Annotated in this window: 23 protein-coding genes; 11 read left to right on the top strand and 12 right to left on the bottom strand. The window is 30.6% G+C overall.

Features of this window, described 5'->3' with window-relative positions; all coding sequences use genetic code 11:
• Nucleotides 1-10: 10 nt before the first annotated feature.
• Genes FF125_RS12800 through FF125_RS12790 form a run of 3 tightly spaced genes read left to right on the top strand, consistent with a single transcriptional unit; the run spans nucleotide 11 to nucleotide 4639 of the window.
• Nucleotides 11-3307, top strand: coding sequence for a T9SS type B sorting domain-containing protein (locus FF125_RS12800; protein WP_175418923.1), 3297 nt, complete (start codon nucleotides 11-13; stop codon nucleotides 3305-3307).
• A 21-nt stretch (nucleotides 3308-3328) separates the two neighbouring features.
• Nucleotides 3329-4294, top strand: coding sequence for a PorP/SprF family type IX secretion system membrane protein (locus tag FF125_RS12795; RefSeq protein ID WP_138950132.1), 966 nt, complete (start codon nucleotides 3329-3331; stop codon nucleotides 4292-4294).
• A 21-nt stretch (nucleotides 4295-4315) separates the two neighbouring features.
• Nucleotides 4316-4639: a hypothetical protein gene (locus FF125_RS12790; protein WP_138950131.1), complete on the top strand. Its 324-nt coding sequence runs from the start codon at nucleotides 4316-4318 to the stop codon at nucleotides 4637-4639.
• Nucleotides 4640-4705: 66 nt separating this feature from the next.
• On the opposite strand, the gene FF125_RS12785 is transcribed toward FF125_RS12790, so the two are convergent.
• The 7 genes from FF125_RS12785 to nusB all read right to left on the bottom strand — a co-directional run bounded on the left by FF125_RS12785 (nucleotide 4706) and on the right by nusB (nucleotide 10523).
• Nucleotides 4706-5410 (bottom strand): response regulator transcription factor, encoded by a 705-nt coding sequence (locus tag FF125_RS12785; protein ID WP_138950130.1) that lies wholly within the window; start codon nucleotides 5408-5410, stop codon nucleotides 4706-4708.
• A 5-nt stretch (nucleotides 5411-5415) separates the two neighbouring features.
• On the bottom strand, nucleotides 5416-6987 hold the full coding sequence (locus FF125_RS12780) for a sensor histidine kinase (protein ID WP_138950129.1): 1572 nt from the start codon (nucleotides 6985-6987) through the stop codon (nucleotides 5416-5418).
• A gap of 94 nt (nucleotides 6988-7081) precedes the next feature.
• The gene (coaE, locus tag FF125_RS12775) at nucleotides 7082-7672 is read right to left on the bottom strand and encodes a dephospho-CoA kinase (RefSeq protein ID WP_138950128.1); all 591 of its coding nucleotides are present in this window, start codon (nucleotides 7670-7672) and stop codon (nucleotides 7082-7084) included.
• A complete protein-coding gene (locus FF125_RS12770) occupies nucleotides 7665-8636 on the bottom strand; it encodes a CdaR family protein (protein ID WP_138950127.1) in 972 nt (323 codons plus the stop codon). Before FF125_RS12770 ends, coaE begins: the two co-directional genes overlap by 8 nt.
• A gap of 73 nt (nucleotides 8637-8709) precedes the next feature.
• The gene (gene yajC / locus FF125_RS12765; protein WP_138950126.1) at nucleotides 8710-9024 is read right to left on the bottom strand and encodes a preprotein translocase subunit YajC; all 315 of its coding nucleotides are present in this window, start codon (nucleotides 9022-9024) and stop codon (nucleotides 8710-8712) included.
• 12 nt (nucleotides 9025-9036) lie between these two features.
• Nucleotides 9037-9498 (bottom strand): DUF1573 domain-containing protein, encoded by a 462-nt coding sequence (locus FF125_RS12760; protein ID WP_138950125.1) that lies wholly within the window; start codon nucleotides 9496-9498, stop codon nucleotides 9037-9039.
• Nucleotides 9499-9581: 83 nt separating this feature from the next.
• On the bottom strand, nucleotides 9582-10523 hold the full coding sequence (nusB, locus tag FF125_RS12755; RefSeq protein ID WP_138950124.1) for a transcription antitermination factor NusB: 942 nt from the start codon (nucleotides 10521-10523) through the stop codon (nucleotides 9582-9584).
• 147 nt (nucleotides 10524-10670) lie between these two features.
• Here nusB and FF125_RS12750 point away from each other — a divergent pair, with 147 nt between their 5' ends.
• From FF125_RS12750 to FF125_RS22260, 5 genes are all read left to right on the top strand, one after another.
• Complete coding sequence (locus FF125_RS12750; RefSeq protein ID WP_138950123.1) at nucleotides 10671-12428, top strand: ABC transporter ATP-binding protein; 1758 nt, start codon at nucleotides 10671-10673, stop codon at nucleotides 12426-12428.
• 109 nt (nucleotides 12429-12537) lie between these two features.
• A complete protein-coding gene (locus FF125_RS12745; RefSeq protein ID WP_117882856.1) occupies nucleotides 12538-12915 on the top strand; it encodes a PUR family DNA/RNA-binding protein in 378 nt (125 codons plus the stop codon).
• Nucleotides 12916-13117: 202 nt separating this feature from the next.
• A complete protein-coding gene (locus FF125_RS21925; RefSeq protein ID WP_175418922.1) occupies nucleotides 13118-13255 on the top strand; it encodes a hypothetical protein in 138 nt (45 codons plus the stop codon).
• A gap of 56 nt (nucleotides 13256-13311) precedes the next feature.
• Entirely contained in the window at nucleotides 13312-14343 is a 1032-nt protein-coding gene (locus FF125_RS22265; protein ID WP_317129632.1) for a M14 family zinc carboxypeptidase, read from the top strand.
• A 65-nt stretch (nucleotides 14344-14408) separates the two neighbouring features.
• Complete coding sequence (locus FF125_RS22260) at nucleotides 14409-15830, top strand: hypothetical protein (protein WP_317129631.1); 1422 nt, start codon at nucleotides 14409-14411, stop codon at nucleotides 15828-15830.
• A gap of 64 nt (nucleotides 15831-15894) precedes the next feature.
• Here FF125_RS22260 and FF125_RS12735 read toward each other — a convergent pair whose 3' ends face one another.
• Nucleotides 15895-16503: a hypothetical protein gene (locus tag FF125_RS12735; protein ID WP_138950122.1), complete on the bottom strand. Its 609-nt coding sequence runs from the start codon at nucleotides 16501-16503 to the stop codon at nucleotides 15895-15897.
• 146 nt (nucleotides 16504-16649) lie between these two features.
• Between FF125_RS12735 and FF125_RS12730 the strand changes: the two genes are divergently transcribed.
• A complete protein-coding gene (locus tag FF125_RS12730; RefSeq protein ID WP_138950121.1) occupies nucleotides 16650-18812 on the top strand; it encodes a TonB-dependent receptor in 2163 nt (720 codons plus the stop codon).
• 122 nt (nucleotides 18813-18934) lie between these two features.
• Here the strand turns inward: FF125_RS12730 and FF125_RS12725 are convergent, their stop codons facing one another.
• The 3 genes from FF125_RS12725 to FF125_RS12715 all read right to left on the bottom strand — a co-directional run bounded on the left by FF125_RS12725 (nucleotide 18935) and on the right by FF125_RS12715 (nucleotide 20904).
• Nucleotides 18935-19546 (bottom strand): DapH/DapD/GlmU-related protein, encoded by a 612-nt coding sequence (locus FF125_RS12725; protein WP_138950120.1) that lies wholly within the window; start codon nucleotides 19544-19546, stop codon nucleotides 18935-18937.
• A gap of 60 nt (nucleotides 19547-19606) precedes the next feature.
• Nucleotides 19607-20218, bottom strand: coding sequence for a hypothetical protein (locus FF125_RS12720; RefSeq protein ID WP_138950119.1), 612 nt, complete (start codon nucleotides 20216-20218; stop codon nucleotides 19607-19609).
• Nucleotides 20219-20394: 176 nt separating this feature from the next.
• The gene (locus FF125_RS12715) at nucleotides 20395-20904 is read right to left on the bottom strand and encodes a YceI family protein (RefSeq protein ID WP_138950118.1); all 510 of its coding nucleotides are present in this window, start codon (nucleotides 20902-20904) and stop codon (nucleotides 20395-20397) included.
• A gap of 204 nt (nucleotides 20905-21108) precedes the next feature.
• Here FF125_RS12715 and FF125_RS12710 point away from each other — a divergent pair, with 204 nt between their 5' ends.
• Entirely contained in the window at nucleotides 21109-21825 is a 717-nt protein-coding gene (locus tag FF125_RS12710) for a hypothetical protein (protein WP_138950117.1), read from the top strand.
• 150 nt (nucleotides 21826-21975) lie between these two features.
• Here the strand turns inward: FF125_RS12710 and FF125_RS12705 are convergent, their stop codons facing one another.
• Nucleotides 21976-23616, bottom strand: coding sequence for a S41 family peptidase (locus FF125_RS12705; protein ID WP_138950116.1), 1641 nt, complete (start codon nucleotides 23614-23616; stop codon nucleotides 21976-21978).
• Nucleotides 23617-23815: 199 nt separating this feature from the next.
• On the opposite strand from FF125_RS12705, the gene FF125_RS22120 reads away from it, so the two are divergent.
• Entirely contained in the window at nucleotides 23816-24838 is a 1023-nt protein-coding gene (locus tag FF125_RS22120) for a DUF2141 domain-containing protein (RefSeq protein ID WP_250629577.1), read from the top strand.
• Nucleotides 24839-24909: the final 71 nt, after the last annotated feature.

Raw genomic sequence — 24909 nt, 5'->3', positions numbered from 1 at the left:
CTTGTACAAAATGAAATCAACCCAACAAACTACACAAAAGTGTAATTTTATTTACATCACGCTTTTATTATTAGTGGCACTTTTAATATTTCCTTTAATCTCCAGTGCTCAAACTACAATTCCATTTGAAAAGAGATTTGAATCTACTGGAATAAATGGAGAATTAACAATTATCGGAAATTCCATTTTAGGAGAAACTAGTGATCAACCTTACAATGGTACAGATCGTAACAATGATATTGATATGGTTTTTGTTGATATTGATGGTGATACTAATACTTTTAATTCAAGTAGTGCTAAATTTACAACAGGTTCTTGTAACCGAGTTGTTTATGCTGGTTTATATTGGGGTGCAGTGGGAGCTCCTTCAACTCCGGCTCCTAATGAAGTTAAATTTAAAATACCTGGAGGTGCCTATCAGCTAATAACAGCCGATATAACAGACGTCTCTAAAAGAGAAGATTTAGATTTAGTGTTCTATAAAGATGTTACAAGTATTGTAACTTCTATTACCAACCCTAATGGAGATTACTATGTAGCTGACTTAAGTACAAATGTTGGTACAAATAATGCCGCAGGTTGGTCTTTAGTTATTGTATATGAAGATCCATCTGAGCCACGAAAGTACATCAGTACGTTTGATGGTATGTCTGCGGTTAGAAATTCACCAAACAACGTAGTTGATTTTAGTTATTCAGGTTTTACAACTCCACCATCAGGTCCTGTTGAGGGTAAAGTGGGGGTTGCAGCCTTAGAAGGAGATTTAGGTTTGTATGGTGATCATATGCAGTTTAAGGCAGATGGAAAAACTAGTTTTACTTCATTATATGATGATGCAAATGATATCAATAATTTTTTCAGTAGTAATATTACTCATGATGGAGTTGTAGACACCGATAGAAATTTAAATAGTTCTAACACGTTAGGATGGGATCAGAAAATATTAGATTTCACACCATTAAATGGGGGTAATGTGCTAATTGGAAATGGTGAAACTGGAGCAACTGTACGGGTAACAAATAATGTAGGTGGAGATCATATCTTTACTTTTTTAAATACTTTTTCAATAAATATAATTGAGCCTGTATTACAAGTACTAACTAGTGTTGAAGATACTTCTAACAATCCAATAACCTATAATTCACCAGTACAACTAGGTGAAACAGTTTGGTATAATGTTAATTTTAAAAATATTGGTACTGATGATGCTACAAGCACGGTGGTGACTAACACGTTACCTCTAAATGTAACTTTAGATGATACTACATTTGAATTTTTAGATGCATCAGGCACACCATTGGCCGCTGGTTTAATTACACATACATTTAATGCTGCTACCAGACAAATAACGTTTACTATTGATGATACACTAGTCTTAAGAAATAGTGCTTCAGATTCATATAATATAAGATATCAAGTAACTGCTTCTGATAATTGTTTTGATTATACAGATGCATGTACTAATTTATTACAAAATACAATCAGCTCATCATATGGAGGGGTAACTTCTGGTGAAAATGTTTCAGATCAACCAGGTTTAATAGGAGTTAATGGCTGTGGATTGCCAAATGTTGGTTCTATGGATTTATATGTAGATACTAGTTCTTGTCAATTTGATAGTACTGAAGAGTATTGTAATAATACGTTAACAATTTCTGGTCATGATGGTTATAATGTTTATGAATGGGTAGACCAGAATGGTAATGATTTAGGTACCGGTCAAACGATTTCAATTAATGGACCTGGTGTTTATACTGTTACACAAACAAAAATAGGTTGTACGATAACTACTCGAACAATAACAGTTCTTGGTTTAGATGTTGCATTCACTCCTTCTGATGCCTTATGTAAGGATAGTGAAGATGGTAAGGTTAATGTTACTATAACTGATGATGCAGCTACTTTTACTTATGAATTATCACAAGCTGGTAGTGTTATTGCAACGGAAGGGCCTACAGCAGCGAAATCATTTGATTTTACAGGATTAGATATTGGAGACTATTCAGTTAAAGTTACGAACACTGATGGTTGTTTTGATGTATTCAACTTTACCATTGGTGAACCAACTTTATTACAAGCTACGAATAGTGTTTTAGATAATATTATGCCGTGTAATGGTAATGCCCTAAGCGGAAGAATAGATGCTACGGGAACAGGAGGTACGCCACCGTATCAATATAGTATCAATAATGGTACAAGTTATCAAGATTCTAACATTTTCGAAGTTTCTACAGAAGGAGATCATACGATCACAGTAAAAGATGCGAATGGTTGTACAACAACAACTGTTGCTAACATTGATTTTGATCCAGAAATTGAATACACTGTTGAAAAACAAGATGTATTATGTTATGGAGGTAGTGATGGTTCTATTAACATTAATGTAAGTCAGAACACATCAGGTAATGCATTATCCTATAGTATTGATGGAGGAACAACTTATCAAGCGTCCTCTTTATTTAGTGGATTGGTTGCTGGAGATTACGAAATTATAATACGTAAAGTAAAAGGTGTAAATACTTGTGAAACTACGGAGTCAGTTACTTTAAGTCAATTAACATTTTTAGAATTTACTGCTGACGCAGGATTTAAATGTGAAGGTTCTGAAAATCAAATTATAACAGCTGTAGCAACGGAATACGAAAATGAAGTTGAATTCAGTTTAGATGGTGGTTCATATCAAACATCAAATATTTTTGAAGATGTAGCAAATGGTGAGCATACAGTTAGAGTTAGAAACACAAGTACTGGTTGTACTGATGAGCCTGTTGTAGTTCTTGTTGAAGCATATACGCCTGTGAGTTTTAATGTAGACAACTCAGCAAATTCTTTAGTTGAATATGTTGTTAATGCGACAAACGGTGAGCCTGAATATCAATATGCAATGCTTAAGAATACTGATAAATTAATATCACCAGAGGTTAAAGATGAAGACTTTGGAAGTGTTAATGTATTTACAGTATCTGGAGCTGGTTTTTACACTTTCTATGTAAAAGATAATAAAGGGTGTGTTGTATCGGAAATTATTGAGGTAAAAGATATTGAAATTCCAAACTTCTTTACACCGGATGGTGATGGTATAAATGATACATGGTATCCTAGAAACATTGCAATATATCCGAATATAACGGTAAAGATATTTGATAGATACCAACGATTAATTCAGGAGTATAAAGGAATTCAACAGTCATGGAATGGCGTTTATAAAGGTAAATTATTACCATCGGGTGACTATTGGTATATCATTAAACTTAATGCGGCAAATGACAAAAGAGAGTTTAAAGGCAACTTTACCTTATATAGATAACATTAAAAACTATTCAACCCAATGAAAAAATATATTTATACCGTAATGTTATTTGCCTTTACTATTATGGCAAATTCACAAGAATTAAAATTATCACCCTATTCGCAATACTTAGTAGAGAATACCTTTGTTATTTCTCCAGCTTATGCAGGTATTGATGATGTGCATAAACTACGTTTAAGCGGTGTAGCTCAATGGTTAGGCGTGGAAAACGCACCTTTAACTCAACAGTTATCATATGATACAAGAATAAGTGAGAATACAGGTGTAGGGGTTATATTATATAATGACCGAAATGGTAATACCAAGCAAATGGGAGCTCAGCTGTCTTACGCTTATCATTTAATTTTATCTGAAGCCGATGATGAATATTTGTCATTTGGACTTTCTTATAAATTCAATCATTTTAAAATTGATACAGATAAATTTGATGATGGTACGGGTACAGGAAATAATGATCCGCATGTTGGAGCAAGTGAATCAACGTCAAACCATAATTTTGAAGTAGGAGCTTTATATAGAATTAAAAATTATTTTGTAGGTGCTAATGCATCTAATATACTAAATAAAGCTACAAAAATATTTGATAATTCAGAACCAGTTAAATTAAGAAATTATTATTTATTTACCGGTTATACATTTTTAAGTGATAACGACGAATATGAATATGAACCTTCTTTATTTTTCAAATATTTTGAGGGTGATGGACGTTCGGTTTCTGATATTAACTTTAAAGCTAGAAAATTAACAGATGATGGATATTATTGGGCAGGTATTAATACAAGGTTCTTAAATGATCAAGGTTTTAAGCCCTTATCAGTTTCCCCATTGTTAGGATTAAAAAAAGATAAAATGTATTTAGGTCTAGGGTACCAATTTAATATTAACGAATCTATACAATTTGGATCTTATGGAACACCATTATTAGTGTTAGGATATGATTTTGATGGAGGTAGATATAATACAAGTTGGAGTTCAAGAAAATAATTAAATTTTAAAAAAAATAAAATGAAAAATATAAGAATTATTGCAGTGTTACTTTGTTTAGGTTATGTTGGACTTCAAAACATGAATGCTCAGTCTACGGTTGCGGATAAACAAGAAGAGAAAGTATTTAAAGTTCAAATGCTTGAAGTACCCGACAGTGTAAAAGAGACATTAAAAAGTTATTCAGGCTATAAAATTTCTAAGGATGTAAGCTATAAATTGAAATCATCAAACAGTAAATCAGACAAAATTTACAGATTCAAAATAGAGCGAAAAAACTTTCCATATATATTACTTGTAAGCGAAAAAGGTAAAGTTATGGGTATTGAGTCTGAAGAAGGCTAAAAAATATATTCGTATTTAATTTAAAAGAAAAAGACTATCATTAATATGATAGTCTTTTTCTTTTAGTTATTGAGCGTCTCCAACTATTAGTCGAAAACCTTCTCCATGAATATTTACAATTTCAACCGAAGGATCTGGTTTTAAATACTTACGAAGTTTTGCAATATAAACATCCATACTTCTTGAAGTAAAGTAGTTATCATCTCTCCAAATTTTAGTCAATGCTAATTCTCTTGGCATTAAATCATTTACATGTATAGCTAACATTTTTAAAAGTTTATTTTCTTTAGGAGATAGTTTTCGTATTTCACCTCCATCGTAAGATAAATGTCTTAATTTAGAGTTTAAGAAAAACTTGCCAATCTGAAATTCATGTTTTTCATCATCAGCACTCATGTCAATTTCTTTACGCTGTAAAATCGCTTTGATCTTATGTAATAGCACTTCTGAATCAAATGGTTTATTCAAATAATCATCAGCACCAGATTCGTATCCTTTTAAAACATCTTCTTTCATAGTTTTCGCAGTTAGGAAAACAATGGGAACATCCGTATTTGTTGTTCTTATATCCTTTGCTAATGAGAAGCCGTCTTTTCTTGGCATCATCACATCTAAAATACAAAGATCAAATTCATCATTTTTAAACATAATTAAACCTTCTAAACCATCTTTTGCATGGGTAACGGAGTAATCATTTAACATTAGGTAGTCTTTTAAAACGGTACCAAAGTTTGGGTCATCTTCAACTAATAATATTTTTTTATTTGCCATAATTTTTAAATTAACGGTAATTTTATTGTAAATGTGCTTCCTTTTCCTTTTTCACTTTCTACATAAACATTACCATGGTGGTGTTCAACTATTTTTTTTACGTATGACAGGCCTAAACCATGTCCTTTAACGTCGTGAATATTAACTTTTTGTTCTCTATAAAATTTATCAAATACATGTTTTTGAACATTTTTATTCATTCCAATTCCTTGGTCTTTAACATGTAAGATTACATAATTACCTGCATTTTCTGTATAAATGTCAATTTTTGGTGGTTCATTAGTGTACTTAATTGCGTTATCTAAAATATTAGTTATTACACTCGTAAAATGAAATTTATTAATCATCACTTCGCTTTGTAAAGCTTCTAAATGCAAATTAATATAACCACCTTTATCGTCTATTATTAATTGTACATGAGTAATAGCATCTTCTATTATGTCGTGTAAATCATTTACTCCTTGCGAAATATCTAATTGATTTTTTTCTAATCTCGAAATTCGTAACACATTTTCTACCTGACCATGCATTCTTTTGTTCTCTTGACGAATCATTTCGGTATATCTCAATACTTTATCTTTATCACCAATTATTTTCGGATTTTTAATAGCATCCAATGCTAAATTGATAGTCGCAATTGGTGTTTTAAACTCATGCGTCATATTATTTATAAAATCGGTCTTTATTTCCGATATCTGTTTTTGTTTAATTAATTGATAAATAGCACTTCCAAAAGCCAACATAATCACCAATATAAAAATAGCTGCCAATATCAATATATTAGTAATTGAAGCAAAAATATATTCGTTTTTTGAAGGGAATGTTACCCGTAATTCATAATTACTATTACCATCATCATCAATAAATAAAGGAACGCTATAACTTTTACCTTCAATGTTTTTAAACTTAGATGATTTTACTTTTGTGGCTAAACCATCACCAAAAACCCCAAAGTTAAATTTGATATCAACACCCCTGTCTCGTAACTCGTTTTCTAGATTTAAAGAGATTTCATTGGTGCCAATTCTATCATAAATAGGTTTCTGTGCTGCAATTTTTTTAAAATTATTTTCAAAATTTAAAGCTATCAATCTACTATCTCGAGCCACATTATAAATACGTTCAGTAGGTGTAACATCATTTATGTCGCTTTGGAAAAAATCATTAAAAGAACTTACTTCTTGTACTTCTTCCGAAAGTATATCTTTAAAGATTAAAGAATCATTTTCGAATAAAGGTATGTCGGTTTTAAAACTATTTTCGAGAACACTTTGTCTAAATGAAAATATTTCATTGGTCACTGTATCAATTTTCGAAAAATAGAAATCTTTTTTAATTAATTCACCATCAGATCTAGTTGCACTATCAATTACAGTTTTATATTCTCTATAATAATCGCTAATTTCTCTTTCTTGAATGTTTTCAGATACTTTTGACAAAACAAATTTAACATCATTTTCAAATTGCTTTTCACGTATGTCAACAGAACTTTTAATCCAATAAATTTGAACTGAAATTATACCTATTAAGGCAATACTCATTAATATAATTAGGAGTACAAATACACGTTTACTCATTCAAACAAATTTAACTTAAGTATTTAATCTTTAGTATTGATTTAACTAAGATTAACAAAAAGAATAATAATTTAACAGTTTTTTAAGAAATACACTAATCAGAAGCCGCTTTAAGTAATATTTCATGTATTTTTTTAACTTGCTTTTTCGTGTCAGTTAACGTAGTGTTTTCAATAATGAAATTGGCTAACTCATTTTTTTTGGCTTGATCCCATTGATTATTAATTCTAGCCATAATTTCTGATTTAGATGTGGAGTCTCTTTTTAAGACTCTTTCTATTCTGATGTCTTTAGGGGCAGTAACTGAAATTATAAAATCAAAATCAGCGGCTTTATTATTTTCAAAAATAATTGCATTTTCTTGTATGCAATACGGAGCATTTTGTTGTTGTAGCCATTTAGAAAAATGTTTAGCAACTTTCGGGTGTACAATACTATTGATTGCTTTTAATTTTTCTTCATCATTAAAAACTTGATGAGCTAAGTAGGGCCTGTTTAACTTCCCATTTACATAGGCTTGAGGTCCAAAAACTTTGATTAAGTTTTTTTGAATACTTTTAGAAGTGTTCATTAATTTTTTTGCTTCTAAATCAGCAATGTAAACGGGTACACCTAGTTCCTTAAAGAAATTAACCACTGTTGTTTTACCACTACCTATGCCACCTGTTAAGCCTACTTTAATCATTTTTAATTAAATAATCTATTTGATTTGGTACTATTCTAATATCAGAAACATAAGAGGGTTTTAATACAACTTTAGGAATTAAATAGCTGAGTCCATCTTTTACAGAGCGTTCATAATCGCAACTTACTTTAAAATCATTTTTATTGATTTTATTATAATCAGAAATCCCTACTTGAAAAATAATTTCAACGTTATCTGGAAATGTGCTGATGCTATAATTTTTTGGTAAATTATTAACAAGAACCGGTATGGTAAATTTAGCTTCGGTAAATTTATCAACTACACCACTAACTTTTATTTCATTTGTAGAGTAGGTTATCTTGGAGTTATTTTCTAGTTTGAGTATCGGAATGGTAAGTTCAAAATTAGAATTTACATCAGCTAATGTTTTCTTCTGTGTTACAACTTTTAGAATAGAATCTACTAGGAGTTCTGGACCAGAAATTGTGACTTCATTTGGCTCAATTTTTAAATTTCCAAATAAATTATAACCAGATTTATAATCTATTTCTAGATTGGTTTCAATAGGAACAGTTTTTGTTATCGCTTGTCCGATATTATAAAACAAAGTATCTGGTTTAATGGAATAAATTTCTACATCAGATACTAATTGACTTTGTATTTCAGTCAATAAGTTTGCAGAGGGTTGATAATATAGGCTTGAATTTTTTGGTTTTATTGATTGTAAGTCTACGGTTACTTTTCTTTTAAAGAGATGATATTTAACAAGATCAAAACCAAATGTTTTTAAGGTAAGCTGTACGGTTTTTTGAGGCTCTTTTTGAAGCATTTTACCTTTGGGTAGGTTTATGTATTCTACATTAACCGGCACCACATCTATGTATTCTTTTGATAGTTTAATCAATACCCAAAACAAAAAAGATAAAACTAAAAATCCCAAAATCATTTTGGTTTTTTTAGTGGCTTTAATTTTACTGTTTGATTTATATTTTTTGACCTTCATTATCTTTTAAAAGTAAACAAAAAAAGTGAGTTTTACCAGAATAAAACTCACTTCTAACTATTTTAAAATAAAATTATTTTTTAACCACAGGGCTTAAATATTTTTTACTTAATTCCATTGATATTGCAGAACGTTCAAATTTAATTTTACCGGCTCCAGTTTCAATCACAACAGCATCATCAGTTAAATCTACAATTTTACCATGAATACCACTTGTGGTTATCACTTTTGCACCTTTTTTTATTTCTGCTTGAAATTTTTTCTCATTTTTTGCTCTTTTCATTTGTGGTCTTATCATAAAAAGATAAATAACCAATAACATTGCAGGAATTAATATAAAATTCCCCATTCCGCCACCTCCGGCTTGTAATAAAATTGTTGAATACATAAATAATTTGTTTTAACTTGCTTTTTGTTTGGGTGTAACATTTGCTTTAATAACAACAGTTTCTTTACCACTTGCAGTATTTGTTGTTAATGTTACTACTTTGTTTTGTTGATTTGGTTTTCCCGTTGAATTAAATTTAACAGTGATAGATCCGGTGCCACCAACTGGTATAGGTTCTTTTGGGTATTCAGGAATTGTGCAACCACAAGTACTTCTTGCATTTGTAATAATTAATGCAGATTTCCCCGTATTTTTAAAGTCGAAAGTAGTTTCTACCTTATCACCTTCGTTAATTGTACCGAAATCATGTTCAGTTTTAGAAAAAGAAATGACAGAAGCACCTTCAGTCATCTTGTAATCACGTTCTTTTGCTATTTCTAAATTTTCTTTTTTAATTTTTGAAGTCGCATTATCTTTACATGAAAATAAAGTGAATACAACTAAAAATGCTAATAATTTTACTTGTAACTTCATAATATTTTGTTTTATAATTGTGTACATTACACTCGCTTTACTATATTTTACTAAACCCTAAACGAGGGTAAAATTAAGGAATTTTAAAGTAATCCTCTTCCTATTTTTTTGATCTTATCTTCAGTAGTATACTCTTTTAAAAGTTTATCTAAAACTCCATTTATAAAAAAGCTACTCTTATTCGTTGAATAATCTTTTGAAATTTCTATATATTCATTGATGGTTACTCGCGTTGGTATAGATGGGAAGTAAACCAATTCTACCATTGCCATTTTCATCAAAATAAAGTCTACCTCTGCAATTCTATCACTATCCCAGTTGGGTGTTTTTGCGTCAATGTCATCCATGAATTCATGGTGGTGTAATACCGTCTTTTTAAATAATTCCAGTCCGAATTCTTCATCTTCTTTATCCTTAAATAACAAGCTTTTGTCAAATCGTGTGTTGGGGTTTATTTTCTTTAAGTTTTTGAGAATCCAAGTATTCACAAAAGGAATATCGTCTACCCAAGTAATCAATTGACTTTCGTAATAATCAAATAACTTATCGTTAGGTGCAATTACATTTTTATAAAGTTCACTTATTAAGTTTAAATCTTCTTTGGGAGAAGGACTCTCAGTACTATTTATATAGTCAGCATAAATATCACTTTCACGAATGGCATCCCAAATTAATCGAACATACTCGCTATCTTCTTTCCAGTTCTTTAATTTTTGTGTTTTGATATAATCTTGCAGTGCAAGATTATTTTTCAAACCCAATAAAAAAGGGTGATCAATAAATTTTCTGCTCGGATTTTTATCTTCACTAGTGGCCAAATATTTCTTTTTGGCAATTTCTTGATGTTTTTCAGCTAAGTTTCTAACTTCCGCAAGCAAATTTAATTGCAACACATATAAGTCATAAATCTTGTTAATACTATAGGTTAAGAATTTTCTTTCCTTAACTATGTCATCACTGTTAGATTGCAATAGGGCATAAACAGATTGCATCACTTTTATTCTCAGGTGTCTCCTGTTTAGCATAAATTTGTCATTTTATAAGTCAAAGAACTTAGAATTTGTACTATCATTTTAAACTTGTATATTCGGCGGTATAAAAAAATCTTGGCAAAGGTAGAGTATTACTCATTGGTGTCAAAATTTTAATGCTTATCAATTTAAAATTATCTCGTGAAAGCTTTACGTTATCTAAATAAATTTTTTGTAAAATATAAAAAACGGCTAATTATAGGTACCATTTGTACTATTATTGCTAGAATTTTGTCGCTAATAGTGCCAATTCTTATTGGTGATTCTTTAGACGGAGTAGAAAAGTATATAAATGGTGAAACAACAGATTTACAAGCTGTAAAAGATCTGTTGTCAAAAAACATATTATTAATGCTCGGTGCCGTATTACTTGCGGCCATATTCACTTTTATAATGAGACAAGCCATAATTAATATGTCTCGTTATATAGAATTTGATCTTAAAAATGAAATTTATGAACATTATCAAAAGCTTTCGTTAAATTTCTATAAAAAAAATAGAACTGGCGATTTAATGAATAGAATTAGTGAAGATGTTAGTAAGGTTAGAATGTATTTTGGACCGGCGATTATGTATACTATAAATATGATAACATTGTTCGTTATTGTTATTTCATATATGCTGAAAAAAGATGTTACACTAACTCTTTATACATTGGTGCCTTTACCAATATTATCTATATCTATTTATTTTTTAAGTAGAGAGATCAATAAACGGAGTAGAATAAAGCAAGAAACTTTATCGAAATTAACATCTATTACACAAGAGTTCTTTTCAGGTATGAATGTTATTAAAGCTTATGGAATTGAAAAACCAACCTTTAAAGATTTTAATGAAGTTGCTGATGAAAGTAAAGAAAAGAATATTGCCTTATATAAATTGCAAGCATTGTTTTTTCCATTGATGATTTTATTAATCGGTATAAGTAACATTATGGTGGTTTATATTGGAGGTATACGTTATTTAAATGGATTGATTTCTTTTGGGCTCATTGCTGAGTTTATTATTTATGTGAATATGTTAACATGGCCGGTTGCGGTTGTAGGTTGGGTAACCTCAATAGTTCAAGAGGCAGAAGCCTCACAAAAAAGAATAAATGAGTTTTTAAATGTGGAACCAGAAATTCAAAATACAATAGAAGCACCCACCAAAATTGAAGGTAAAATTGAATTCAAAAATGTGACCTTTACTTATGATGATACCAATACAACAGCTTTAAGAGATGTTAGTTTCACTCTTGAAAAAGGGAAGATGTTGGCCATTTTGGGTAAAACAGGATCAGGGAAGTCTACCATAGCAGAACTAATTGCTAGATTGTATGATGTAGATAAAGGCGAAATCTTAATTGATGATAAGCCTATAGAGCAAATTAACTTAACCAGCTTACGAAAAAGCATCGGTTTTGTACCGCAAGAGGCCTTTTTATTTTCTGATACTATAGCCAATAATATAAAGTTTGGTAATGAAGATGCCGCTAAAGAGGTTATAGAAAATGCGGCAAAAAATGCTCATATTCATGATAATATTGAAGATTTCTCTAAATCATATGATACTTATGTAGGGGAAAGAGGAGTTACCTTATCAGGTGGTCAAAAACAACGAATTTCTATTGCAAGAGCAATTATTAAGGAACCTGAAATCTTGATTTTAGACGACTGTTTATCTGCCGTTGACACGGAAACAGAAGAGATTATATTAAACAATTTAAAAACCATTAGTAAAGACAAAACATCAATTATTATTGGACATAGAGTCTCATCTGCTAAAAATGCAGATTTAATTATTGTTTTAGATAAAGGTAAAATAGTGCAGAAAGGTACTCATGATGAATTATTTAATCAGAAGGGCTTTTATCAAGATATTTATAACCAACAACTTATGGAGCAAAGTGCTCACTAATTGAATTTAAATATTAAAAGAAATATAATAAAGTGTTGTTCAAATCATTTATTTTTTTAGATTTGTCATGTAATTTACTAAATTTTACCAATATTAAGTTAAGATTATTATGAGTGATAAAGAATACACAGAACAAGAAGAAATCTTTTCTCAGGTATTAAGAGCCGGTAGAAGAACCTATTTTTTTGACGTACGATCTACAAAAGCTGGAGACTACTATTTAACAGTTACTGAAAGTAAAAAATTTACGCATGACGATGGTTCATTCCATTACAAAAAGCACAAAATCTATTTGTATAAAGAAGATTTTACCGAGTTTAATGAAATGTTAGTAAAAGCAACTGACTATATTATTAATGAAAAAGGTGAAGAAGTAATTTCTGAACGTCACCAAAAAGACTATCAAAAGCCAACCGAAGACAGCGTTGAAGAACAAGAAATTAAATCTACTACTAGTTTTACTGATGTAGATTTTGACGATATTTAATAGTATTACTAACTCAAATTGAAATAAAGGCTACCCTAATCGGTAGTCTTTTTTTTGTGTAATAAAAAGAGTGATTTTAATATTTTTAAGTCCCAATGAATTGGATGATTTCTGCTGAAATTATTATTCAATTTGTTTTATCTAATAACAACTTTTTTAAATAAATGAAATTCAAGTATATTTACGAGAAATAAATACTATTATGGAAAAATTATTGAGAATAATTATAGCTTGGTTTGGTGCAAAAAAAATTGGAGGTGGTAGATGTGGCTGTATAGGTACCTTTTTTGTTTTTATAATTTTGTATTGGTTATTAGGATATGTTTTTAAAGTAATCTAATTATTTAAAGAAAGTCGTTAACCCATAACCTTCATCTCTTATTTACATTGCACTTCATGAAAAAAATAGTATTATTTCTGTGTTTTATTATTACTTCAATTATATATGCTCAAGAAAAAGTAGATCTTAATTATTATTTACCACAAAATGTAAGTTATAATGCTGATATTCCTACGCCAGAAAGTGTCATTGGATTTCAAGTAGGTGAGTGGCATGTTTCTCATGACAAGCTAGTATACTATATGAAAGCCTTGGCCAAGGCTTCAGATAGAATTAGTATAGAAGAAAGAGGAAAAACATATGAAGGCAGACCCCTCTTATTACTGACGATAACTTCTGTAACAAATCATAAAAATCTTGAAACTATAAGAACGGAACATTTAAAATTGTCTGATGCTACAAATTCAGCTGTAAATTTAAGTGAAATGCCTGTGGTGTTATATCAAGGATTCTCCATACATGGTAATGAACCTAGTGGTGCCAATGCTGGTTTATTAGCGGCATACTATTTGGCTGCGGCTGAGGGTAAAGAAATAGATGAAATGTTAGATAAAACAATAATTCTATTTGATCCTTCTTTTAATCCTGACGGATTAAATCGATTTGCCAGTTGGGTTAACATTCATAAAAATCAAAACATAACATCAGACAATAATGATAGAGAATATAATGAAGTTTGGCCTGGTGGTAGAACAAATCATTATTGGTTTGATATGAATAGAGACTGGTTGGTGACACAATTACCAGAATCTCAAGCTCGAATTAAAACGTTTCATAAATGGAAACCGAATATTTTAACGGATCATCATGAAATGGGAACGAATTCATCCTTCTTTTTTCAACCAGGTATTCCTTCAAGAACACATCCGTTAACTCCAAAATTAAATCAAAAATTAACGGCAAAAATAGGAGAGTATCACGCTAAAGCTTTTGATAAAATTGGTTCATTATATTTTACAGAAGAACGTTACGACGATTTTTATTACGGAAAAGGTTCCACTTTTCCTGATATTAATGGGGGATTGGTATTTTATTTGAACAAGCCAGTTCTAGAGGTCATGCTCAAGATAGTGAGAATGGTTTATTAACTTTTCCTTTTACCATCCGTAATCAGTTTACTGCGGCATTATCTACATTGGAAGCAGGTAGAAATATGCGTGAAGAATTGTTAAAATATCAGTACGATTTTTACCAAAACGCAAAACAGGAAGTACATAAAGACAAAAATAAAGCTATTGTTTTTGGAGATCGAAATGATAAGGGCAAAACCTATCAATTTGCTAAAATGTTAGAACGTCAGCATATTAAATTTCATAAATTAAGTTCAAGTGTTACTGCTGGCGGTACTAAATTTATGACAAATGATAGTTATATGATACCAGCCGATCAGCCTAATTATAGAATGATTAAGGCTATGTTTGAAACCAGAACTAGCTTTCAAGATAGTTTATTTTATGATGTTTCTGCTTGGACCTTGCCTATGGCTTTTGATTTAAATTATGGGTATACCAATAGTCTTACATCGATAGGAGAAGTAGTTCATTCGCTTGATTTTCCAGTAGGTAGGGTAAGTTTAAATAGTGATTATGCCTATGTTTTTGAATGGGATGAATATTACACACCAAAAGCTCTATACACTATTTTAAAAAATAACCTTAGAGCTAAAGTGGCCACAAAACCGTTTAGTATTGGTAATAAAAAGTATGATTATGGAACTATATTAATTCCGGTAGCCAATCAAGTAAAAACCAGTGAAGAGATTCACAGTATATTAAAAGAAATAGCAAAAGAAACAGGTGTTGATTTTGACGGAGCAACAACGGGTATTACAACGGGTATCGATTTAGGGAGTACTTATTTTAAATCTTTAGAACAACCAAAAATTGCTGTGTTGGTGGGTGATGGTATTACTTCTTCTGATGCTGGTGAAATTTGGCATTTATTAGATACGAGATACCAAATACCGATTACAAAATTGGACACTAAAAATTTAGGTAGAGCAGATTTAAGCAAATATACTACCATAATTATTTCAAATACCTTTGGGAGTTCATTAAACAACGCCACTGATGATTTAAAAACATTTGTTAAAAATGGAGGTGTTTTAATTGGGTATAGAAATGCATTACGATGGTTAGAGAGCAAAAACTTTATAAACTTAGATTTTAAAAAATCTAAAATAACAGGAAAAGATATTTCCTTCGCTGATCGTGCTGACTTTAGAGGTGCTCAAGTAATTGGAGGTGCTATTTTTGAGGCGGAGATAGATTTAACACACCCTATTGGTTATGGGTATAACAAGAATAAAATAGCGTTATTTCGAAATACAACACTCTTTATAAATCCTGATAGCACTAATTATAAAAAACCGTTACAGTACACTAAAAAAGCCTTATTAAGTGGTTATATTTCTAAAGAGAATTTAAAAGCAATAAAAGGAACCATTCCGTTTAAAACAGCAAGTTTGGGAAGAGGTGAGGTTATTGTTTTTACAGATAATACCAATTTTAGAGCCTTTTGGTACGGCACTAATAAGTTATTAATGAATGCAATTTTCTTTGGAAAAATGATGTAGACCAAGCACTAAATATTTTTCTCGTAGATTAATATTAGTATGGAGCTAGTTGTTATGTTGTAGACTATTTGTTAATAAACTGAATGGTAAACTTAGTTAACTCCTCTTCATCAATGGTGTTATTTGTATTCGTATCAATAAATAAAGCAATGTAGATTTTGGGTAGTTTATATGCCTCAAATGGAATGTATTCGCCATTGGTAAACAATTGGTTTATATGAAAAGCAACATTTGCAAAATCATCTTTTTCATAAATAAGTTCAACTGATTTATCTAATGAATTTTCATAATACAAGGCATGAAAACCATAATCAAGAATAAACAGAGCATCGTAGCCCGTAATAGGTCTTAGTGCTAAAGCATCACCAAGGGCAAAACATTCCGTTTGGCTAACATCTAAGCCAACCTTCAATGCATCTAAATCATTTTTGTTTGAAAATGCAGCTAATTTGGCAACAATGGGGCTTGTTTTAGTGTACTTGTTTATATTAAAATAAAATGAAAAAGGACTTTTTGTAATAGAAACAATCTGATCGTTCTTTTTAATTGATACTTTCTTTTTATTTTGATGAATTGCAATGTTTGCAGTTGATTTACAATTTGTAAGAAGTAATATACTACAAATAGCAATTAAAAAGGAAAGGTTACTTTTCATATTATTTATTCTAGGCATCAAGGCTTCTGTTTTAGAGTACTAAACGAAATTTAGTTATTAATATTAGTAATTTTCACAATTCATCCTAAAAGAATTACAATTCAGATAGTGTTTTTATGCTAAACCACTCGGTTATCTAATATTTGCATCATAAAATCAACAAGATGCAAGCTATAAAGACAATTTTTACCATACTATTTTTAACAATATTCACCCAACTCCACGCTCAAACAACGATTTCTGGTACTGTTAGAGACAAGAAAGGAGAACCAATACCAGGTGCCAATGTGTATTTAGAAAACACTTATGACGGTGCTACAACTGATTTAGACGGTAAATTTAGATTTACAACAACTGAAACAGGTGAGCAAACGCTGGTAGTTTCCAATTTGAATTTTCATACATTCAGACAATTTGATAACGTAAATGCCTTAGATGGACTTAAAATTGTATTAAAAGAGGCGATAAACACCTTAGATGCCGTTGTGCTCTCGGCAGGTTCATTTAAGGCGGGTGGTACTACGGCTGTTTCTGTAATGAGTCCATTAGATGTTGTAACTACAGCCGGTGTTGCGGGTGATTTTATTGGAGCCTTACAAACCTTACCGGGTACACAAATTGTAGGGGAGGACGGACGCCTATTTGTCCGCGGTGGAACCGCTGATGAAACGGGTGTTTATATTGACGGATTACAAGTGTTTAAACCTTATATCTCCACCACAAATAATACACCAACACGAGGCCGTTATTCTCCTTTTTTGTTTGATGGAATTACATTCAGTACCGGGGGCTACTCCGCCGAATACGGTAATGCTTTATCTAGTGTTTTGTTGTTAAACACCATTAAAGAGCCTAAACAGAATGAAACTAACATTTCATTGATGTCTTTAGGTTTAGGTATTGGTCATACCCAAAAATGGGAAAAAGATGCCTTAATTATAAATACCAGTTATATCAACTTGGCTCCGTATAACAAATTAGCTCCTGATAGGGATTCGTGGAATAAATTACCTGAATCTCTTTCTGGTGAAGCGGTTTATAGGCATACTACCAATAACGGTTTGTTTAAGTTTTACACTGCTTATAGTTTTTCTAAGTTTGATGTGGAGCAAGAGAATATCAATTATAAAGATTTAGTTCGCTTCAAATTAAAAGACAATAATTGGTATACAAATTTGTCTTTTGACGGGTTTATAGGTGATAATATAAAATTAACAACTGGTCTTAGTTATAGTAACAGTAATACAGACGTAGGTTTTGAAGAAACAGATGTAAATGATGTGGAAAATGCGTTACATTTTAAGACTAAATTAAAACATACTTTTAGTAACGCATTTAAGCTGGCTTATGGAGTAGAATTGACATCCATCAACTTTAATGAAAAAGGAAGTGTAAGCCAAAATGAAAACTTTCAATACGAATTTACCCATACCATGGGGTCTCTATTTGCGGAATCTGAAGTGTTTTTCTCTACCAATTTTGCAGGTAAATTTGGTATTCGTGGTGAATATAATGCTCTATTAAAAGACTACGCTTTTTCGCCAAGAGTATCGTTGGCGTATAAGTTAAACGGACAATCGCAATTGTCTTTTGCTTATGGAGACTTTTACCAAACACCTCAAAATAATGAATTGAAAATTGAGCAAAACCTAAGCTTTCAAAAGGCAACACATTATATTTTAAACTACCAATATAAAAAGAACAAGCAATTGTTTAGAGCAGAAGTTTATTATAAAGATTATGCCAGTTTATTGCAGTATGATACCGAAATTGATGTTCCAACGGCAAATTTTAATAATAACGGATTTGGCTTTGCGAAAGGTATAGACCTGTTTTGGAAAGACAGTAAAAATATTAAAAATTTACAGTATTGGGTTTCCTATTCCTATTTAGATACCGAAAGAAAGTATAGAGATTTTTCTGAGCAAGTAATGCCAAGTTTTGCCACAAAACACAATGCTTCTTTAGTAACGAAATATTGGATAAACGATTGGCGTAGCCAAGTAGGGGCAACCTATAGTTTTGCAAGTGGTAGACCTTATGACAATCCTAACACCAGCCAATTTATGAGTGGAAAAACCAAAACGTATAACAATTTAAGTATGAATTGGAGTTATTTAATTTCACAACAAAAAATACTATTTGTATCAGTTTCTAATATAATGGGACTTAAAAATACATATGGTTATACCTATGCCAATACTCCAGATGTAAACGGAATGTTTCAACGCCAAGCCATTGTGCCAAGTGCAGACCGATTCTTTTTTGTAGGCTTCTTTTGGACCATTAGCGACGATAAAAGCAAAAATCAGTTGGATAATTTGTAGGGATCGTTTTACGGTTTAATTGTGGTATGACTTTTCTATCAATAGCAAGCGATGTATTAAAGATTTCAATTTCTTACAGAAAATTTTGCCACAATAAATTTTAGCTTCTGCTGTTGCCGTTTTTATTTTTCTTTACATTGTTCAATTAATTCGAGTCTCTTTACAATTGAGTCCTTTTCTAATAATGTTCCAGGAGACAAAACTCCATTGGCACCAATTCTAGAATTATCTCCTACTAGAGCTCCGAATTTTTCCAATCCTGTATCAATTATTTTGTTGTGGAAACTTACATAAATCCTTTTGTCTGTTCTTTCATTGTAGTGATTTGCAGCGATTGAACCTGCTTCAAAATTTACATTGCTACCAATAATACTATTTCCGATATAGTTTAAATGAGCAATGGCAGTATTAGAAAATATCAAACTATTTTTTATTTCTGAGTTAGGTCCAATTTTTACCGAACTATCCAAAAAAACACCTTCTCTAAAATAGGCATGAGCACCAATTTGACAGTTGTCCATTATAATTATTGGACCTTTTAAGGTAATACCTTGTTCTAAAATTGCAGACTTATGAATAGCTATTCCATTTTCAACATTAAAATCCTCTCCAAGATTTGGTATAATTGCTTTAATTATTTCTTTTATGTCTTTGGTTATACTCCAAGGAGAAGTATATTTTTCTAGGAGAAGAAAGGATGGGATATTTGAGATAAAATCTTTGATGTCAATCATATATTTTTTATTTTTTGCCGATCGGTTAAATAGCTGTAATGCATGTGCATAGTCACTGTATTAATATTTTTCATTCCTCCAATTTTGATCATTCAATGTCAAATAATGTATTGCTATAACCAATTTAGTTTTTAGTTTGATAATTTTAAATAATTCATAGTTTTCAGTCATTTCAGCAAACATAGAAGGTGATAAGCATGCAGAGACATTGTAACTTTCAGCATATTTTTTAATTTCTATATTTTCTTTTCCATATTCATTTATAAAATTTCTATATTTTCCTTCGTAATTTAAATCAAGATATTTCAAAGTATCTTTTCTTTTATTAAGTGGTAAACTTTTTTCAAAAACCCATATTTCATTGAAAGTATTATTATCAATTTTACTATATAATTCTCGTTGTTTTTCAAAGTTTAGATTAGAATTGAAAGTGCCAGTTTTTTTAATTTGTGTATTAATTTCTAAACAATAATTAAGATAACATTTATTCATGTTCTCAAATTTTGAATTACAAATTTCATTATTAAAAAAGTTCAAAATATGCTGTAAATCTTTAATTTCTGATTTATTAAATGTTTCATTAATTAAATTATCAGAACTTAAAGTATTGTTACTTTCAGAAAAGCAACTTGTTAATAAAAAAGCACTTATTATGTAGATTATCTTTTTCATTTTGGAATTTAGTCACAACGTTTTTGTATAAAACCAATAGCAGCTTATAAAGGTCTGATTTTCGCATAACAATATACTTAATTAAATACAAAACGGTTTGAGTAGAGACTCAAACCGTTATTGTTTTTATGGCTTATTGCAGTAAATCAAAAACTACAAATTTTTTAATATAAATCTTAGGCTTGTTTTATGAATTGTGCATCAATTACTATTTTAACTTTGTCAGAAACGACTATATTTCCTGCCTCTGTAACGGCATTCCAAGTTAGATTATAATCCTTTCTATTAATGTTTCCACTTATTTCAAAACCTGCTTTTGTTTGTCCATAAGGGTCAACTGCAATACCATTAAAATCAACATCTAATTGAACTGTTTTCGTAACATCTTTTATAGTTAAATCACCAATTAATTGTTGTCCGTTAAAAGATTTGGAAATAAATTTCATTTCTGGAAATTTTTCCGAATTGAAAAAATCATCAGATTTAAGATGTGTATCTCTATCTTTATTTTTTGTGTTAATAGAATCTATTTTGGCATTAAATTCTACAGATGCGTTTTCGAAGCTTTCATCATTTGTATTAATAGTTGCGTCAAAATTTTCAAAATAACCTGTTACTGTTGAAATCATCATATGCTTTACTTTGAATGTAATTTCTGAATGCGTGTTATCTATTTTCCAATTCATTTTATTATATTTTATATGTTAATAATTTATTTAATACAAAATAACTTAGAAAAAAAAATCTGTGCATTGATGTATGATAAGAAATTACGCTTTAAAATGTTTTTAAACCAATTTTTTGCGTCATGACTAAGTATATCAAATGGACTTAATTATTTAATGGTTTATCCTTTTTGTTTTATTAATTTGCATCTATAATCTTAATTCATGTTTTATTACATAATTGTTGCTTTACAAATTTTTTGTATTTATCATTTACTTAAAAATAAAAACCAATACTATTGGATTTTTATTATTCTTTTTGTTCCTGTATTGGGCAGCATCGTTTACTTAATAACACAAGTATATAACAAACGTGATGCTGAGTTAATTACTGAAGGAATTACTGCAATAATCAACCCTACCAAAAAAGTAAAAGACTTACTAGCAAAACTGGAATTTTCTGATACTTTTCAAAACAAGATAGACTTGGCAGATGCCTATTTTGAAATAAATGACTTTGAAAATGCTATTAAACAGTATGATTCAGCGTTAGAAGGTAGATTTCAAAATGATTTTTATACGCAACAGCAATTGGTTAGAGCATATGATAAGGTAAACAATTATAAAAAAGTGATAATGTATGCAGAAAATATTGAAAGCCATGGTGAATTTAAAAAGTCGCATACACAATTTTTATATGGAAAGGCTTTGGTAAAAGTAGGTAGATTTAATGAAGCAGAATCACAATTAGAGCAAATTAATAGTAGTTTTACCAATTATGAAGAGCGGTTGGCCTATGCCAAATTATTACTAGATAATGGGAAACAAGCTAAAGGAATGGATATTTTAAACGAGTTGTCATCAGAGTCTAAACATATTGTAAAACAAAATTTACGGAAGTATAGGGCGACCTTTTCTGAAGTAGAAAAATTGCGTAACTAAGAGAAAATATTTTGACGCTCGGGTTTTATAGTTACATCCATTTTGAACTCTATTTTATGTATGCAATTTAATAAATGGTCGCGTTTTTCATTTGTTTTTGAACGATACCTACGCAAAAATTAACAGGATAAGTATTGTTGAAAATAGTAATTATTCCAATGCTACTTCTAAGGCCTTTTCCAAAACTTCATCTTGAGCCTTTTTTACACCTTCAATTGTCGGTAGAACATTGATGTCTGGAACGATTCCTATTCTTTGTGTTTCTTTACCATTCGGGTAAAAAACTCCAATTCCAGAAAATACGGTATATAAGTTGTCGATTATACGGACCATGCTTATATTTCCGTCTGCACCAGAGGTTTGACTACCAATTGTTATAGCATTTTCGGCCGTTTGCAGTCCCATTGCTGTAAATTCTGCGTGACTTTGGGTAGTTTCATTAACTAACAAAATAACTTTGCCCGAATATGAGTGAGGGTTCTCTCGCCCACAAGTATATGTTTCTGCCCAATTGAATTTACCAATATAGGATAAATCAGGTTTGGTAAATTTTGCAAACACTTTAGGTTTTTTATGTAGATATTCTAAAATTGGATACATGGTACCCTTCGGATAATTTCGAATATCAAAGATAATCGCTTTGGTGCCGGCTAAGGTGTCCATGACCAATTTGACATCATCCTTTTCAAGTTGCCCCATATTAACATAGCCAATATTATTCTTAAAAATTTTCCATGTATCATCTATTGATTTTTCGATTTTTAATGCATAATATGGATGACGTTTTATGTTTTTTTCTTGAATAATATTGTTTCTTTCAAAAGTAATTGTAACGGTTTCCTTTGAACCACTGAGTAGTTTCCCTTTTGCATTTCTCAACTTCACAGAAGTATTGGATCCACTAATGTATTTATCGCGTATGGTTAATAAGTCTTTTATCTTTTTTCCATCCACTTTAAGTATTACATCCCCAATTTGTAAATCATTTTCTTTGGCTATTTCTACTTCATAGAAGCCAGTTATAATAACTTTATTGTCTATGATTTTAAATTTGGCAGGAAGCCTATATTCACCAAAATGTTTAACTGTCAAGTCTGTCCAAAAATCACCATGGCTGTCGTTAATATTTACTATTAATTCAAGCAAAGCAACATGGTAGTCAGTTTCCGTTTTTGAATTGTAGAAATTTGGAATGGATTCCTTTAAAACCATATCCCAATCTTTATCTGTTTGGTACTTATACGGAAAAAAATATTCGATGTAGTTCCAATATCTAAATAAGGACAATAATCTTAAATTTTTGTTTTCCCAACTAAAATTTTTGTAATGTGGCTCATTCTCAATTATGACATTACCTGCTCTTCCTACAGAAACGTAATGATGCTCGCCTTGAAACCTATTTTTTTCGATAAACTTGAGTTTTGCAATTAATTCTTTAGAGAAAAGTGTGGTGTCCTTAATCCATGCTAGGTCAAAATTTTTGCCAAAATAATTTTTATTCTCTTTTGTAGTACATGTGTTGCACATGTCTACTTTCCCTAATGCATTAATCCATTCTAGATAGATTTTAGAAAGTTCCTGTTTGTTTTTAGCCGTTGAAACCTTAGGTAAAATTTCAAATAATTGCTTGTCCCAATTGAATTTACCTGTAGCTACTTCTGGATGATAGTATTTTAAAAAACCCCATATTTTTGCTGTTGTTGCAAGTTTTTCAGTTTCTATAGAATTGCTATGACCACAACTACTTAAAGTTATGGAAAATGTGAATAGTAGAAATAGTGTTCTTTTCAAATTGGATGTAATTGTTTTATATGAAGTCCTTTTAATACTGAGGTGACTTTAGTATCAATAAACGAACTTCATACTTTCAAATTCTACATCTAATTTAACAATTCATCCTTAAAAAAATACAATTGGGTCATTACTTTTTTTTAACACCTTTCTTTTTATGGACTTTTGAAGGGTAATTAATAACTAAAATCAAACAATCATGATCAGACTCGTAACAGTACTCGTAATTTTCTTAGTAAGTCAAGTGATAGCATCACAAACAAAATTTGAACAAGGCATGCAAAAAGCCTTTACATTAATGGCCCAAAATAAAAATGATGAAGCTGCCAATGCATTTGAACGCATTGCTCAAGTAGAAACCGATAATTGGTTGCCATACTACAATTTGGCGTTGCTTAAAGCAAGAACTACCTTTCAGATGGCAGATAAAAAAAAGGTAGCCGTAGAAATTAAAGCAGCAGAAGAATTTGCTGATAAGGCAGCCGCTATTTCACCAGACAATTCAGAAATTTATGTATTAAAAGCATTTATTAATGTGGCTAAAATAGTAATGGATCCGATGACTAATGGAGCTAGTTTATCTCCGGAAACAATAGCATTTTATCAAAAAGCTATAGCTTTAGATAAAAGTAACCCGAGAGCACATAGTGGTTTAGTAGAATTTGAAATGGGTGGAGCTCGTTATTTTAATCAAGACTTAAGTCCCTATTGTAAAAGACTAAAAGCAACCATCGCATTGTATGATAATTTTAAACCCGCTTCAAAATTTCACCCAAATTGGGGTAAAGAATGGGTAGTAGGCGTGTTAAAAGAGTGTGGAAGTGATGATGAAGCTGCCGAAGAAGTTGACCAAGAAGTTACAGAAAAAGTAGAAGGGATAATCCTTACTGTAAACGTGCCAAATGTTACTAGTGATAAAGGAGTCTTACGTTTTGCTTTATATGATAAAGCTACCTTTATGAAAACTCCTTTAGATGGTCAAGTAGCTAAAATAAAAGATGGTGCAGCCTCAATTGAGTTAAATAATGTAGCTCCTGGTGAATATGCTATTATTTGTTATCATGATGGTAATAATAACGATGCACTTGATTATGATGAAAACGGAATGCCAAAAGAAGATTGGGGTATGACTAACAATCCTGTTTTAATGGGACCTCCTACTTTTGATATTGCTAAATTTACAGTTGAAAATAAATCATTAGATTTAACTATTAAATTTTAAGAATGTGCCAAAGACGAACTATAATCTTATTAAAGAAACTTGGCTACAGTAAAAATAAGGATAGTTATTAG

The sequence above is a fragment of the Aureibaculum algae genome (genome assembly GCF_006065315.1).
Lineage (GTDB): Bacteria > Bacteroidota > Bacteroidia > Flavobacteriales > Flavobacteriaceae > Aureibaculum > Aureibaculum algae.
This window is presented reverse-complemented; position numbering and strand designations above follow the sequence as displayed.